Genomic DNA, 16,213 nt, shown 5'->3' on the forward strand with positions numbered 1-16,213 from the left:
AAAAATATGAGGTTTTTATTGAGGCTCGATAAAGTTATCAATTATTCTCCAGAAAACCTATTTTGATAAAACATTTTGATAAAACATTTTTTTATTTTACTTTTCATTTTCTATTGCTATGAAAATTTTATCTGATTTACTTTATCTGTTTTATCCAGAAATATGTTTATGCTGTAAAAATCAGCTTACAACTAATGAAAAATATGTGTGCATTGAATGCAGGCATGATTTACCTGTAACAAATTTCACTAATGAAAATAATAATCTTATAGAAAAGATATTTTATGGTCGTGAAGAAGTAATAGATGGAACAAGTTTATTTTATTTTTTGAAAAAGGGAAAAATTCAGCATTTAATTCATGAATTAAAATATAATAAACAACAACAAGTTGGTGAATTTATAGGGAATTGGTTAGCTGATGAAATTATTGAGTCTGATAGGTTTAAATCTATAGATTGTATAATTCCTGTTCCTTTACATAAGAAAAAATTTAGATCAAGAGGATATAATCAGGTAACTACCTTTGGTAAATGTTTATCCTTAAAGTTAAATATTCCTTTTTATGAAAATATACTAATAAAAACGTCAGCCACTAAAACTCAAACTAAAAAAAACCGTTTTTCAAGATGGAAAAATGCAGAGCATCTTTTTACACTAAAAAATGCAGAACTTCTAGAAGCAAAACATATTTTATTAATTGATGATATTATTACAACAGGAGCAACTCTTGAATCTTGTGCAAAAACACTTAAAGGTGCAAAAAACATTAAACTAAGTATTGCAACAATGGCATATACCAAATAATTTCTGCAAAATTATAATACATAAATATTTAGTGCGTTTTTTAAATAAAATAATTGTTATTTTGCATCAAAATAAATGTAGTATGAGGCTTTATTTAATTAAGTTATTGTGTTTAGTAATGTTTGCCAACCTTCTCTATAGTTGTGCAAGAAGAGGTAATCCAACAGGAGGAGATAAAGATACTATTCCTCCAATTTTAGTTAAATCTATTCCCATAAATAAAAAAGTTAATTTTGACCAAAAGAAAATTAAAATATATTTTGATGAGTACATTAAATTAGATGATGTTAAGAAACAACTAATTATTAGTCCGCCTCAAAAAAACGAACCTGTTATTACGCCTGTAGGAACAGCAAGTAAATATGTTTCTATAACTATTTTAGATACTCTAGACGCAAATACAACATACCAATACAATTTTGGAAATAGCATTGTAGATAATAATGAATCTAACAAGCTTGGTAATTTTAAATATGTTTTTTCTACGGGAAGTTATATAGATTCTCTTATGGTAAAAGGTGAAGTTACGGACCCAGTGGTAAAAGGAACTTCAAAAAATATGGATGTGATGTTGTATGAATATGATAGCACATTTACCGATTCAATTATTTTTAAAAAGAAACCTCGATATATTTCCAACACACTAGATAGTACACTTTTTGAATTAACTAATATTAGAAAAGGAAATTATTTATTAATTGCCTTAAATGATGTTAATGGAAATAAAATGTATGATCCTGATTTTGATAAAATTGGTTTTGTAAAAGATACAGTAACTTTTCCTACAGATAGTTCTTATAAAATTTCTATTTTTAAGGAAGTTCCTAAAATAAAAATTATTAGACCAAAAGAAGTAAGCTCTGGACACTTAATTTTTGGCTATAAAGGTAAGGCTGAAGATTTAAAAATAGAAGTTCTTTCAGAAACTCCATATACTTTTAAATCTGAAATTATTTATGATAAAGATAAGGATACTATTAATTACTGGTATTCTCCATTTAAAGCAGATTCATTGCAATTTTTAGTTTCAAAGGGTGATTATTCTGAGGAATTTACAGTGAAACCAAGAACTAAAAAAAGAGATACGTTGAATATTATTAGCAGTTCATCTAAATTTTTAAATTTAAGAGACACGCTATTTATTTCGAGCAATACTCCAATTGTAAAAATTGATACAACTCGTATATCTATTGTTGATCAAGACACTTTAGCAGTTAGTTTTAAGGCTCAATTTGCAAAATCTAAAAACAAAGTTTATTTAAATTTCGACAAAAAACAGGAATCAAAATATAAATTTGAAATTCTACCGAAAGCGTTTACAGATATTTACAATATCCCAAATGACAGTTTAATGTTTATTGTTGCTACTAAAAAAATTGAAGATTATGGTATTATAAATGTAAATGTTTCAAGCTCTAAAAAGTCTTCTTTTATTGTAGAATTATTAAATAAGGATGATTTAGTAGTAAGAAAGTCTAAAATTAGTAAACCAGAAACAGTTAAATTTCAATTGTTAGATCCTGGAAATTATTTTGTGAGAATTACTACTGATGAGAATAATAATGGTATTTGGGATACAGGAAGTTTTTTAGAAAAACGACAACCAGAAACTATTAAGTTTTTTGATAAAACATTAGAGCTTCGTGCAAATTGGGAACTTGATGAAACTTTTGTTGTTGAATAACTTATTCTAGATGTATTTTTTTTGTTATTCTGAATTCAAAATAAAGAATAGTTTATACAATATTATATAAACTATTCTAAAAAATTTGAGAGCCTAAATTAATAGTTATTTACTTAGCTTTTTTATTAATTTTCCAACCGTTAAACCTTGTACTATTATTGAAAATACTACAATTATATAGGTAATTACCAAAAATAAATCTCTGTGCATTTCGGCTGTTAAACTTAAAGCTAATGCTATTGAAATTCCACCACGTAAACCTCCCCAAGTCATTATTAAATTTGTTTTTGGTACAAAATCTAATTTTTTAGCATACAGTTTTATAGGTAACATTAAAGATAAATAACGTGCTAATAATAATGTAGGAATTAAAAGTAAACCAGCTAAAATATAGTGATTATCAAAAGTAAGAATAAGTATTTCCATACCTATTAAAACAAATAAAATTGTATTTAAAAGTATATCTATTAGCTCCCAAAACTTATCTACATATTGTTCTGTTATTTTACTCATAGATGTTTCTCTTACCGTATCTGTGCCTACTAACAAACCAGCTGTTACCATTGCCAATGGAGCTGATAAATGCAAGTATTGTGCTAAAACTGTACCTCCCATAACGGCTGCAATTGTTATAATTACTTCCACATCATAATCGTCAATAGATTTTAATAATCTATAGGTAATCCAACCTAATAATAAACCAAGAGCAATACCTCCAACAACTTCAACTAAAAACATTTCTGCAATATGCCCAAAAGTAATCTCTTTTCCTCCCTTTGCAATTTGATAAATGGTTAAAAACACCACAACCCCAACTCCGTCATTAAATAAAGATTCTCCTACAATTTTTGTTTCCAGTTTTTTAGGCGCTCCAACTTGCTTTAATATTCCTAAAACAGCAATAGGATCTGTTGGTGAAATTAAGGCTCCAAACAATAAACAATAAATAAAATCAATATCTAGGTTTATTAACTTCAATAAAAAATAGGAAAAAATTCCAACTAAAAAAGTGGAAGTTAATGTACTAAATGTGGCAAAAGCTAAAATTGGCTTTCTTTGAACCTTTAATTGTTGAAAGTTGGTATGCAATGCACCTGCAAAAAGTAAAAAACTTAGCATTACATCTAACAGAACTGTTTCAAAATCTATTTGAGAAATTAATAACTTTTCTTGTTCCAATAAGGTATCATTAAACAAACTAGTTGCTAAAATTAATAATGTAAAAATAATAGTTATTACCATTAAACCAATGGTAGTTGGCAGTTTTAAAAAACGGACATTTAAATAACCAAATAACGCCGAAATAACTATTAATACAGATATTATTGCAAACAAGCTCATACGATTAAATAAATTTTAATAATTGAAGAATAATACCAAGATGAATTCCTTCGTGATACAAATTAAATGAAATTGCATCTTCAACCGAATTTAATGTAACACCAATACTAGTTGGATAAGTGCTGTATTCTTTAAAAACTCCAGCATTATAATCTTCTTCTAATTTTATTGGCAGTTGCATAAAAAGCGCTTTAATTTTCTCAAACTCTTCTGTAGTAACTTCATAACTAGGAGCAGACCCTTTTTGAAAATTTTCAATCATTTCTTTTGAAACCAAACAATCTAAATTAGATAATTTGTAACATAGTAATTGTTGTGTTACCACTAAATGTGTAAAATTCCAAGCTATATTGTTTTTAAACCCTTTTGGGATTTTATTCAGTTGTTCAATTGATAAATTTTCAATTTTACTTTGTAAAAATTTTCTAGTTTGTCGTAAATCAATAAAATTCTTTTGCATTATTCCTTTTTTAAAATTTATTCAAATTTAAAATAAAAACAATGTAAATTTACTTTTACACATTATTTAATAAAAAATGAAAAAAATATACTACTTAAAAACTTGTGATACTTGTAGAAAAATTTTAAAAGAAATGGATACTACAGGTTTTATTTTACAAGAAATTAAAACAGAACCAATAACTGTGGCTCAATTAGAAGAGATGTATGCATTAACTAAGAGTTATGAAGTGTTATTTAGCAGGAGAGCTAAAAAATACAAGCAAATGGACTTAAAGAGTCAAATTCTGTCTGAAACAGACTATAAACAGTTGATTTTAAATGAATATACTTTTTTAAAACGACCAGTGATTATTATAAACAATGAAGTATATGTAGGGAACACTAAAAAAAGAGTGGATATTAATAAATAAACACTTTTTTATTAGTTAAAATATAATAATTTCTCATAACTTTATTATTACAAAAATAGAATATTAATATTTTATTGTTAAAACTAAATTAATACAAGTAAAAAATCAATAAAAAATGAAAAATCAAGTATTATTAGCAATCGCACTTATTGTTACAACAAGTATTTCAGCTCAATTTTATGTTAGTGCCAGTGGAGGGTATGCAATTGGAAGTGCTGGTATTTTAATGGGGACTGAATTAAATTCTAATCAAACAAAAGCGACTAACGAATATGGGAGTTTTGGAGAGGGGTTAAATGCTCAACTTAAAGGGGGGTATTTTTTTAATGAAACATTTGGAGTAGAATTATCATTTGCTTATTTACATGGTTCAGACCAAGTAAAAGATAGTTACGCAATGAGTGGTAGTGAAATTTCGGAAGTTACAGACGCTGTTGCTTATGGTAGAGCTTTTGGATTATCAGCTTCATTAGTATATAATTTTAACGAAAAGGTTTATGGTAGATTTGGTGCAATTACAAAATTAGGAGGTAGAACTGGAGCTGAATTTACTAGAAATAATACAACACCTTTTGGACCAATTGTAACTGTAGGTAAACAAGATTTTCATGGAAGAATTCCTTTAGGGTTTATTGCTGCTTTAGGACATAAATTTAAATTAAATGAGAAAGTTCATTTATTTGCTGAGTTAGAATATTTAGGAATTAATGTAACAAGAGATAACTCTGAATTTACTGAGTTAACTATTAATGCTCCTGCAGTTCCTGCAAATGCTTTAGGTGAAGGGCACCCTGGGATTGCTGCTGCAACTTGGAATTTAGGAGATGCTCCATTAAACCACCCTGTTTATGGAACTCTTTATGCTCCAAGTAAAATCACTTACGAAGATGAATTAAGTACTTCTAATACTGATCCTTCTGTAGCTTTATCAGAAGTTGTTCCTTACTCTTCTTTTGGTATTAATTTTGGTATAACATATACTTTTAACAAAAAATAATTTTATAGCACTTAATAAAAAAAAGCCATTTAGATTAATTTCTAAATGGCTTTTTTATTAGTTAATTTCTATTAGTTATCAGTTAAAGTATAAGTAATAGTTAGAGAGTTATTCTCAGTGTATTTTAAGTTTTCGTAAGCGTCTTTTGTTTGTGTTAGGCTGTAAGTTAAATTATGTCCTTGTTTAGCTCCGTTTCCTGTGTAAGCACTTCCAATACCTTTAATTATAGTTTGCGCTTTATTATCATTCAATTCAATTGCATTCTTATCTACAGTTCCCATTGCTCCTTCACCATTTCCTTCGTATTGAGTAGCAATTACAGATAAATCTACACCTTCAGGTACATCTCCATCAGTAATTTGAACAGTTACGTTTCTAGAAGCGTTTTTTTCAATTATTGAAGAATAATTTAACCATAAATCGCTATTAGTTTGGTTAAATATTACTTTTTCACCAGCTTCTGTAGGTGCTGTTGCTGTTAAAGAAATATTTTTAGAAGTAGAACTTTCTATATCAAGTAAAGCAACTTGAGGAATTTCAATTGTTAATGAATGTGAGTCTTTTTCAGAATCAGAACTTGATCCAACTGCTGTTGCACCACGTCTAATTATTTGTGCTGAGATACTTGTTGATGCTAGTAATACTAAAGCTGCTGCAAATATTAATTTTTGAATTTTCATTATTAAGAGGGTTATAATATTTTTAATTTTGTGTTTAATTATGGTGCAAATATACATTCACATACCTTCTTGTAATTCATTAATTAGACCATTGAGTTTTAACTATAGACGAATGGAATGTATCTAATGGTTAATGGCTTTAAAAAAGGTTAAAGCATTAATAAAACTAATAAATACAAAAAAGCCTTAACTAAATAATAGTTAAGGCTTTTTTGTATTTTATTATTATAAAAATTAATTATCCGATAAGGTATAGGTTAAAGAAATGGTTTGAGATTGGTTAAAGTTGAGTTTGCTATAGGAATCTACTTTATCGTTTAAAACAAGTTCATATTTAATATTGGTACCATTATTAACTCCAACACCAGTATAGCAACTTCCAATATTTTTAATTATTTTTATTGGTGCTTCATCAAGAATTTGGTTAGATTCAATAGGAACTCCCATTTCACCATTACCTTTGCCAGCATCTTTAGAAGCTGTAACTAATAAATTTAGTCCATCGGGTACTTCACCTTCAGAAATTTCAAGGCTTACAAATCTGTGGGATTCATTTTTAGATCCAATAATAGATGAATAGTTTATCCAAGTGCTGTTATCAGGAGAGTTAAAAGTTAATTTTTTACCTGCTTCAGTAATCTCATTTCCTTTTAGGTTTATTGCTGAATTATTATTGTGTACACTTATTAAAGCTACATCAGGAATGGTAATTTGTAGTTGATGGCCATCACTATTGTTATCTTGGCAAAAAGCAAAATTTATTAAGAGTACAAAAATGAAAAACAAATATTGAGGGGGATATTTTTTCATTATTAATTGGTTTTAATATTTCTAATTCAGGATATGTAATTTCTCTTTAAGGAGAATTCTATTTCCTTTGCTTATAGGTATTACTTCTCTATCTATTACAACTGTAGATTCTTCAATATCCACAATTTTGGTTAAGTTAACAATAAAAGATCTATGAACTTGAAAAAATTCTTCTTCAGGTAATTTTTCTTTTAATTTTTTTAATGTAGTATGGATTATTAGATTTTCAGAACCTTGTAATTTCATTAATACATAATCACCTTTTGCCTCCACTACATTAATATCGTTTATATTAATTTTAATAAGTTTTTTATTAATATTAACAAATATGGTACTTAAAGTCATTGTATTGTGGGTTTTACTAATACCGTTAATTAAGTGACTTTCAGTGTTTTGATCTTCTTCTATTTTTTCTTTAACCCTATTAACAGCTTTCATGAAGCGTGTAAAATCAAAAGGTTTTTTTAAGTAATCTGTTACATTATAATCAAAAGCTTGAATAGCATTTGAATCATCAGCAGAAGTAATTACAACATGAGTTTGTGGTTTGTATTTTAAAATATCAAAACCTGTAATATCAGGCATATTAATATCCAAAAATATTAAATCACAATCAGATAGTTTGTCAATTTCTTGCAATGCAAGAACAGAGTCTTTGTAAATTCCTTTAACTTCTAAATTGATTTTTTTACAATAATTTTTTAAAAATTCAATATAAAAACTATCATCATCTATTATAATGCAATTCATAATTAGTTTTTTAATTGTTTAAGTGCAACGGCAATATCAACCAATAAGTTTTCACAATTATTAAGTTGATTTTCAGAGTCATCTAATATTTTTGAGTCAATTTCCTTAGAAGTTTTATAAGATTCGTTCATTTCTAATAAAGAAAATTTACTCGAAATTTGATGAATTTTATGTTTAATGTCTTCCAATCTTTTTTCCAATATTAGTTGAGGTAATTCAATTGAATTTTCTTCAAACTCAACACAAATTTGTTTTTTTAATTCATTTAATATTTCTTCTTCGCCTAAAGCATATTCATTTAATGTATTATATGAAAAATCACTTGTTTCACTTAAAAACGCAAAAATCTTATCATACGTTAAAGGCTGATTTGTAACGTAGAATGATGAATTTTGAATTTCGGAATCGGAAAGAACTAATGTTGGCAAATTAATAACCTCTTGGTATTTTTCTTTCCAAAGTTTATCAACCTTACTATTAATTATTAAATGAGAAAACCTATTAGTAATTAACTTTTTAGGTAATAAATCGAACGAGTTAATAATTTTATGTTGAATTTTTAAATTTTTATTTAAAATTTTCACATACTCCTGAACTTGATTAATATCACTCTCTATGATTAGTATATTGCTTGGCATGGGGTTTGGGGTTTGGGGTTCTGCTCTGCAATTTTGCAAAATGTAATTGTAAATGTATGTAAATATTTTATATATTCAAAACTGTATAAATAATTTCTGTTGAATAATCTTCAGCAGGCAGTGTTACACTTAAGCCTTCTATTCTATATTGTATTGGTATTTTTTTCTGTTCACCTATTGTTTCAAAGAATGAATTTGAATAATTAGTGATTTCTTGATAAATGGTTCCAGTTGAGTTTCCATGACTAGTAGATGATACTTTTGCTAACAATTTTAAATCTTTATCCCAGTTTATATCTTCCTTATTTACATATACTTTAAATCTCATAAATTTTTTATTATACTTACTGCTTGGGACGGGTTTAATATCTATAGTTGTTTCTTTATTTGAGCTTTCATAAAAAGAGTTATAGTCATAGCCAGCCAAGGATATGTCAGACGCTTTAAGGGTTAAAGTCCAACTTCCTTTAACATTAATTTTTTGTGAGAAAATTAAATTTGTAATTAAAAAAAAACTTAATAAAAATAGATGTTTCATTAAAAATCAGTTAAGGTTAAACTTATTGTAAGTGTTTCACTATTGTCCATGTTTAATAGTTTATAGTTGTCAATATCTAATAAATAGGTTAGTTTATATCCATTGTATAAACCATGCCCAGTATAGGCTCCTCCTATATCTGAAACTATGGTTTGGCTTTTTTTACTTAAAGTGATAATATTACTGTTGCTACCTAATTTTCCTTTCCCATTTCCTTGATAGCTGTCTGTTTTTATTTTTAAAAGTATTCCGGGAGGTATTTCACCATCTTCAATTTTTATGGATATATTTCTTGAGGATGATTTATTTGTTAAGGAACTTGTAAAATTTATCCACTTAGTGTTATTTACTGCTTTTGTAGTCATTTTTTCACCTGGTAATTTAGGACTTTCAAGGTTTAAAATCACTGAAGTATTTGATGGTTCAATATTTAAAAGCGCAATTTCCTTTAATTTAAAGGTAGCATATCTGCTTGCTTCGTTTGATTGACCTTTAACAACAAAAACAACCAAGCTCAATAATATGGTTAGTATTTTCATAATTTAAATGTTTTTTTACTTTTTTTCAATCTTCTATTTTTTATTGATGCATTAAATTTTACAAATAAATCTTCATCGGGTTTAATAAATATATTCTTTTTAATTGGAGTAAATGTAAAATCAGAGAGTAAAGGTTTTACTAATAGTTCAACTGTCCATTCTCCAGGTGCCAGTTTTAAGAAATTAAATTCACCTTTTTCATTTGTTTGAGTTAAATATTTGTTGTCTTTATTATAAATTTTAACAATAATACGAGGTAATTTTTTATCAAATTTATTAGATCTTACAGTGTTAAGCTTTTTCAAAATTAATTTACCACTTAAGCTTCCGGTTTTCCCTAAATTAAATTCAATAAATGAATCTTTATTTGGTGCAACGTCTATCGCGTAAGGTGTATTTTCTACTATAATTTTATTATTAGGTAAACTGGATTGTGCAATGTTAATTGAGTGAATTCCAGGAGTTAAGTTGTAAAAAATAAATTCACCTTTTTTATTTGTTACAGAGGCGTTATTTTCTAAAGACACTAGAATTCCTTCTAAATTATCGTTATCTGTAGATGTTATTTTTCCTTTTATTGTTCCTCTAGTTTTATCTTTAGATATTGGAGCATTTATTATAAAAGAGTAAGATGCACTTATAAATAATTCTTTTTTTAAAGCGTTATTTTGTGTTGGCAAACTTGATTGAGATGCTGAAAAACTAAGTTTTTGATTTCTATTGAATTGATAATTTAATTGTGCTTCTAAAAAACTTTGAGCATCTGCCTCTAATTCATCAACTGCATAATCACTTCTATAAAAAAGATTAATACCTAATTTATCTCTTAATTGATATTGTAGGCTTCCGCCATAATAAAGAGAGCTTTGAATTTCACCATCAAATGAGTTTCTATTAGTGTATTCATAATTGGCAAAAGCTCCAATTGAGAAATCTTGAAATAAAGAAACTGAAAGATCTACAGAGCTATAAAAAGCTAGGCTAGGAGAAGAGTTTTCTATAAGAAAGTTTTTAGTAGTCCCATAACTATTATAAATATACAAGCTATATCTATTCATTTTTTGATTTGAATAGTTTAAGTTTAATAGCTTTTCTTCAAAATGAAATTTTTTCGGATATAATCTGTCTTCTTTATTTCTATAAGTTGCACCAAATTTAATTCGATTACTTTTATTTAATTTGAGACTAATTTTCCCTCTATAGCTTGTAAGTAATGGAGATGAATTATAAATTATGTCATCCTGTTCTGGGTTTAATGATTGGTAAGTGGCATTAAGTTGGGTATTTATTTTATTAGATAGTTGATAACTAATATTTGATATTAATTGCCTACTATCCCTTAAATATCCTTTAAAATTTTTATCTGAAAACTGTAATGAATTTCCCCATTGAAATTTATTGTTATTATAGTATGCATCTAATGAGGCTGCAAAACCATTTGTTAATTCGTTTGTTTCAAAAGCAATTTCTCCATTTAATTTAATGTTTTTTAAGTTATTCTCAGTTGCTAGTCTATAAATTTGAGATTGAAGGGATTGTTCATCTTCAAGAATAGACCTGTTAATAAAACCTAACTTAATTAATGATTTTTCTGAAGTGAACCACTGAAAGTCTCCTCCGTATGATGTGGAGATCTTATCTGTAAATCGGGGTTCTAAATAAAAGACAGAAATATTAGATTTTGGAAAATTATATTTAAAAATACCTCCAAGACCATTTCTTGAAGTTTCAGTTAAATTAGATAAAGAATAGGAAATATGACCTGCTAATAATTCAATTTTTTTAGATTTATAAGTAAGGTTATATTGGTCATATTCACCAAATCTGATTAATTCGGGTTGGTTTGGTCCAGAGTAAAGAATACTTAAATAGTTATTTTTTTCTTTATCTAAATAACCGGCTCCAGAAATATTAAATTTAAAAGTATTTACAGTATCTAAACCTTTTAAATTATTGTAAACAGTTGAAACTGAAATGGGGAATCTTTCATATAAATCTGGTTTTTTTTTGCTATTTGGATAAACAGTAACAGGAATCCTATTTGAAAATTGTGCGCCAGAGGAAATTATTTCGGCACTTAAAACATTAAGGGCAATACTTTTGCTAAATGGAGAAAATGGAACAGCTTGTGTTACTTTTATAATAGCTGTAGAATCGGGACTTAATGTTACAATACTGGGCTTAACCGTTAAACTTCTGTAGGATTCTAAATTAATTTTTTCTTTACTGTTTCCTTTATTAATAATTAAATATTCACATGAAAATTCTTTCTCAAACCTTAAATAATTTGGTGATTTTATTGGATTAATGGAGATATTGAAAGTTTTTTCAACTTGAAATTTTAGTTTGTATTTTGCCGTAGTTTGGTTGTTTTTTTTAGCAATAAACTCAATTGAATAGTCTGATGCCTTGCAATATTTACCTACTGAAAAAGTGAACAATACATTCTTTTTTCCAAATGAAGGAATTGTTTTTGTTTTAAATTTTAATATTGGATTGAAATTTTCAGGAAGTATATAATCAAAATCTAATTTAATTGAAGAATTAGAATTGTTTTTAACCTCAAAAAGTATGGTGTAATGTTCTCCTGGTTTTAATATTTTTAATTTAGTTTTAGAATTTATTGTAACTAAATCCGATGTTTGTGAAAAACATATATTAATAAATAATAATATAAAATAGAGGGGCTTTATTTTATTTAAATATTTCAAAGAATAAACAACTACTTTTTTATTGTGGGGTTTATAAAGTTATTTTTCAAATTCTATATCAATGCCGTACATGTCTTCTCCATAATCTGCTACAATTACACCAGTGTATTTTCCTTTTGGTAAATCTGAAATGTCTAATTCAAATAATTTACAGCTTTCAGGGTAAATCTTTTTAAATTTTACTTCTATCTTTTTAGCTTGTTCACCATCTTCATTAAATATTTCTAAAACTAAAGTTGGTTCTACATAAAATTCTCCTAAGTTTTGAGCTTCAACTACAATAGTTTCTGGCTCTTCATTTTTATTCTTTTTAATTTCAACGTTATAAAAATCAAGTTCTGAGCTGGTTTTTTCTTCAAGATCTATTATTACTTGAATACCATATCTAACTTTCGATTTTAATTTTACACTATAATCTAAATCTTCTTCTTTAATTGGTTCTTCAATCTCTACCATAATCACACCGTAGTATGAACCTTTTAATGTTTCGTTTTTAGGAATGTTTAATCTATAAACTAATTCATACTCTTCGTTTCCTTTTAAAACATATTCATTAATATCGGTAGAAATCCAATTTTTTATAGATTTATTATGAGTTTCATTATCTGTTAGAACTGTTTTTTCACCACATTTTTGAAATAAATCATTAAAATAAATGAGAACTCTTTGTTGAGTTTCTTTAGTGTTTTTTAATTTGATTACTCCGGTAACTATACTTCCAGATTTACTTTTGTGAGTATGAGTTAATCCATTTAAAACAATTACGTTAGAAAAAGATAATTGAAAAATAAATAGAAATAGGATGAAAATATATTTCTTCATGGTTTGAGGGGTTTTGGCAAATATATGATTTTTAAAAGTGTTAATTATTTTTTTGCATATTTTACTAGCATTTGATATAAGTCTGTAGGTTTAAAAGGTTTAAATATAAAGTTTTCCATTCCGGAATTTAACATTTTTTCAGTTTCTGAACTTGCGGTATAAGCAGACATACCTAAAATTGGAGTTTTTGAAACTTCTTCTGAAAGATCATTTTTTATAATTTTTGTTGCTTCATAACCATCCATAACGGGCATTTGAACATCCATTAAAATAATATCGTATATTTTTTTTTCAGCTTTCTTTACTCCTTCAAAACCATTTTCGGCTATATCTACATTGCACTTCCATGACTCTAACCTTGTTTTTGCTAATAATTGGTTAGTTTTATTGTCTTCAACTAACAAAATATTATAATTTAAAGCTTCAAATTTAACTATAGGAGCAGGAACATTTGGGGTTTCAATTTGAGATTTTTCAATTTTTATTGGTAATGAGAGTTTAAAATTAGTACCAGAACCAAATATACTTGAAACCGTTATTTGCCCTTTTAATAAATCAACTAGTTTTTTAACAATTGTTAATCCTAAACCTGTTCCTCCATAAATTCTTGAAGTATCTGATTTAGCTTGATTAAAAGCACCAAAAACAGTGTTAATTTTATTAGGTACAATTCCAATTCCGGTATCAATAATTTCAAAGCAAATATTTGGGCCGTTCGCGGCTTTTTCATTCAAAAAGGCTTTTATAGTTACTGATCCGTGATTAGTAAATTTTACAGCATTTCCTATTAAATTTAATAATATTTGTCCAATTTTAGTAGGATCACTTTTTATGAATTTTGGAGTGTCTTTATGAATTTCAAGATTTAATTGAATATGTTTATGCCCAGCTTTAACGTCCATTAAGTTTACAATTTTCTCAATTTGAAGGTGTAAATTAAACGGAATTTCTTCTGCTTCTAATTTTTGAGATTCAAGTTTAGATAAATCAAGAACATCATTAATAATAGAGAGTAATATTTCACCAGAATTATTCATGGTTTTTAAATATTTTCGCTGTTCTTCTGTGATTTCAGTTTCCAATAATAAGTCTGTAAACCCTATAATACCATTTAAAGGTGTTCTAATCTCATGACTCATATTTGCTAAAAACTCATTCTTAACTTTTAAAGATTGTTCGGCGGCTTCTTTTGCTTTATTTAATTCAATTTCTGATAGTATTCTACTTGTAACATCTGTACCTATTGATATAAAAGTATCATTTAAACTTTTAGAGCGAGCCCATTCAATCCATTTGTAGCTACCAGATTTAGTCTTTATTTTTTGCCTGTTTGTATTTGTGTATACTGGTTCAGTTGAAAATAATTCAGTAATAATAGCATCTTTTATTTGTGCTGCTTTACCAGTACTTTCATAAGTTTTTAACCACCAATTATTTCCTATTAATTCTTTATTTGAATAACCTAATATTTTTATAACAGAAGGTGAGACATAAATTACTTCGCCATCTTTTGAACTTACTAATATAATAGAGTTTATGTTTTTTAAAATGACTTCATTTTGTAAATTCTGTTCTTCTTTTCGTTTCCATTCAGTTACATCAATCCCTAAAGATATATATGTGTTGTCTGAGCCGATTGAATCTCTCCATTCAATCCATTTATTTGATCCGTTTTTACATAAAACTTGGCGGTCGTAAGATTGATTATTTACTTTAATAGTTCCTTTTAATGTTTGTTGAATTTTTTCTTTAACTGTTTGACTTTCAATTTCAGATTTATATGTCTTTTCCCACCATTCATTTATTAACTCTTCATTTGAGAATCCCAATAATTTTTCAGTTGCGGGTGACACATAAACTAATTTACCAGATGCATTTGTTACAATAACAATTAAGTTTATATCATTTAATATGATATTTGGAGAGTAAGAAGTTATGTTTTTTTTCAAGTGAAATCTGTTTTTGGAATTTTGATTTTAAAAATACATAATAATAAAGAATCTTCTTTAAGATTTTATAATTTTTTTTAAACACAGAAAAGACTAGCTTAGCTAGTCTTTTCTATTAATCTATATATTTTTCTGTATCTATAACAAAAATAAGATTTTATTCTATTAGTTATCAGTTAAAGTGTAAGTAATAGTAAGATTTGTACTTTCGTCAAAGTTTAGTTTAGCGTATTCCCCTTTAATTTGAGTTAACTTGTAAGTTAAGTTATGTCCTTGAGCACCATTTCCAGTATAAGCACTTCCAATACCTTCAATTAAATTTTGAGCTTTTTTACTACTTAAAATAATACCAGTGTCATTTGCTTTACCCATTGTACCTTCACCGTTTCCTTTAAATTGACTGGCAGCTACAGTTAAATTAGCTCCTGCAGGCACATCTCCATCTGTAATTTGAACAGTAACAGTTCTAGAAGATTTATTACCAACAATAGAAGAGTAGTTTAACCATAAATCACTATTTGATTTATCTAAATTTATTTTTTCACCAGCTTCAGTAGGAGCAGTTGCTTCTAAAGAAATCGCTGTATTATTAGTTGATGATTCAATATCAAGAAGTGCAACTTCAGGAATTGAAATAGATAAAGTATGAGAGTCTTCATTTGTATCATTTTGAGCAAAAGCATTTGAAGAAGCGAATAAGATAAAAGCGGCGAATAATAATTTTTGAATTTTCATAAGTGGGGAATTTATAATTTAATGTTTTTAATTTTTGTGTTTGTTTCTGGTACAAATGTACGTTCAGATTAAAGGTTATTATTGAGTTTTTAGTTGATAACGTTTTAACTGTCGATGAATGGATTGTATCTTTCGGTTAATAAGATTTAATGCCATTTAAAGTTTAAGAAACAGAATAGTATGTTTGTGAAAAAGATTAAACAAAAGCCTCTTAAATTAAAGAGGCTTTATTCAAAAAAATAAGATTTTATTCTATTAGTTATCAGTTAAAGTGTAAGTAATAGTAAGATTTGTACTTTCGTCAAAGTTTAGTTTAGCGTATTCCCCTTTAATTTGAGTTAA

16 protein-coding genes are annotated in these 16,213 nt (G+C 26.9%); 4 read left to right on the top strand and 12 right to left on the bottom strand.

All coding sequences use genetic code 11. The annotated features are described in order from the left end of the window. Nucleotides 1–118: 118 nt before the first annotated feature. Both DAD81_RS06160 and DAD81_RS06165 read left to right on the top strand, forming a co-directional pair. Complete coding sequence (locus tag DAD81_RS06160) at nucleotides 119–805, top strand: ComF family protein (RefSeq protein ID WP_111707356.1); 687 nt, start codon at nucleotides 119–121, stop codon at nucleotides 803–805. Nucleotides 806–887: 82 nt separating this feature from the next. Next, nucleotides 888–2,489, top strand: a complete 1,602-nt coding sequence (locus tag DAD81_RS06165; protein ID WP_111707357.1) for an Ig-like domain-containing protein — start codon at nucleotides 888–890, stop codon at nucleotides 2,487–2,489. Between the two features lie 105 nt (nucleotides 2,490–2,594). Here the strand turns inward: DAD81_RS06165 and DAD81_RS06170 are convergent, their stop codons facing one another. Together DAD81_RS06170 and DAD81_RS06175 are read right to left on the bottom strand one after the other, a co-directional pair. Then, complete coding sequence (locus tag DAD81_RS06170; protein ID WP_111707358.1) at nucleotides 2,595–3,830, bottom strand: cation:proton antiporter; 1,236 nt, start codon at nucleotides 3,828–3,830, stop codon at nucleotides 2,595–2,597. Between the two features lie 4 nt (nucleotides 3,831–3,834). Beyond that, nucleotides 3,835–4,290, bottom strand: a complete 456-nt coding sequence (locus DAD81_RS06175; RefSeq protein WP_111707359.1) for a DinB family protein — start codon at nucleotides 4,288–4,290, stop codon at nucleotides 3,835–3,837. Nucleotides 4,291–4,366: 76 nt separating this feature from the next. On the opposite strand from DAD81_RS06175, the gene DAD81_RS06180 reads away from it, so the two are divergent. Beyond that, nucleotides 4,367–4,702 (top strand): arsenate reductase family protein, encoded by a 336-nt coding sequence (locus DAD81_RS06180; protein WP_111707360.1) that lies wholly within the window; start codon nucleotides 4,367–4,369, stop codon nucleotides 4,700–4,702. 115 nt (nucleotides 4,703–4,817) lie between these two features. Then, nucleotides 4,818–5,699 carry an outer membrane beta-barrel protein gene (locus DAD81_RS06185; RefSeq protein ID WP_111707361.1) on the top strand — a complete coding sequence of 294 codons (882 nt, stop codon included), beginning with the start codon at nucleotides 4,818–4,820 and terminating at the stop codon, nucleotides 5,697–5,699. Nucleotides 5,700–5,770: 71 nt separating this feature from the next. On the opposite strand, the gene DAD81_RS06190 is transcribed toward DAD81_RS06185, so the two are convergent. The 10 genes from DAD81_RS06190 to DAD81_RS06235 form a co-directional block, all read right to left on the bottom strand. Continuing rightward, a complete protein-coding gene (locus DAD81_RS06190) occupies nucleotides 5,771–6,379 on the bottom strand; it encodes a hypothetical protein (protein WP_111707362.1) in 609 nt (202 codons plus the stop codon). A 234-nt stretch (nucleotides 6,380–6,613) separates the two neighbouring features. Beyond that, nucleotides 6,614–7,189 carry a hypothetical protein gene (locus DAD81_RS06195; protein ID WP_111707363.1) on the bottom strand — a complete coding sequence of 192 codons (576 nt, stop codon included), beginning with the start codon at nucleotides 7,187–7,189 and terminating at the stop codon, nucleotides 6,614–6,616. Between the two features lie 21 nt (nucleotides 7,190–7,210). Further along, on the bottom strand, nucleotides 7,211–7,939 hold the full coding sequence (locus DAD81_RS06200; protein ID WP_111707364.1) for a LytR/AlgR family response regulator transcription factor: 729 nt from the start codon (nucleotides 7,937–7,939) through the stop codon (nucleotides 7,211–7,213). A gap of 2 nt (nucleotides 7,940–7,941) precedes the next feature. Further along, the gene (locus DAD81_RS06205; RefSeq protein WP_111707365.1) at nucleotides 7,942–8,577 is read right to left on the bottom strand and encodes a hypothetical protein; all 636 of its coding nucleotides are present in this window, start codon (nucleotides 8,575–8,577) and stop codon (nucleotides 7,942–7,944) included. Nucleotides 8,578–8,644: 67 nt separating this feature from the next. Next, nucleotides 8,645–9,115, bottom strand: coding sequence for a hypothetical protein (locus DAD81_RS06210; RefSeq protein WP_111707366.1), 471 nt, complete (start codon nucleotides 9,113–9,115; stop codon nucleotides 8,645–8,647). Next, a complete protein-coding gene (locus tag DAD81_RS06215; protein WP_111707367.1) occupies nucleotides 9,115–9,654 on the bottom strand; it encodes a hypothetical protein in 540 nt (179 codons plus the stop codon). The genes DAD81_RS06210 and DAD81_RS06215 overlap by 1 nt, the downstream gene beginning before the upstream one ends. Beyond that, nucleotides 9,651–12,365: a carboxypeptidase regulatory-like domain-containing protein gene (locus tag DAD81_RS06220; RefSeq protein WP_111707368.1), complete on the bottom strand. Its 2,715-nt coding sequence runs from the start codon at nucleotides 12,363–12,365 to the stop codon at nucleotides 9,651–9,653. Before DAD81_RS06220 ends, DAD81_RS06215 begins: the two co-directional genes overlap by 4 nt. A 39-nt stretch (nucleotides 12,366–12,404) precedes the next feature. Next, a complete protein-coding gene (locus tag DAD81_RS06225) occupies nucleotides 12,405–13,187 on the bottom strand; it encodes a hypothetical protein (RefSeq protein WP_111707369.1) in 783 nt (260 codons plus the stop codon). Nucleotides 13,188–13,231: 44 nt separating this feature from the next. Continuing rightward, a complete protein-coding gene (locus DAD81_RS06230; protein ID WP_111707370.1) occupies nucleotides 13,232–15,136 on the bottom strand; it encodes a PAS domain-containing hybrid sensor histidine kinase/response regulator in 1,905 nt (634 codons plus the stop codon). A gap of 165 nt (nucleotides 15,137–15,301) precedes the next feature. Beyond that, complete coding sequence (locus DAD81_RS06235; RefSeq protein WP_111707371.1) at nucleotides 15,302–15,871, bottom strand: hypothetical protein; 570 nt, start codon at nucleotides 15,869–15,871, stop codon at nucleotides 15,302–15,304. Between the last annotated feature and the right edge of the window lie 342 nt (nucleotides 15,872–16,213).

Origin of the sequence: Lutibacter citreus (assembly GCF_003260195.1) — a bacterium.
GTDB lineage: Bacteria > Bacteroidota > Bacteroidia > Flavobacteriales > Flavobacteriaceae > Lutibacter > Lutibacter citreus.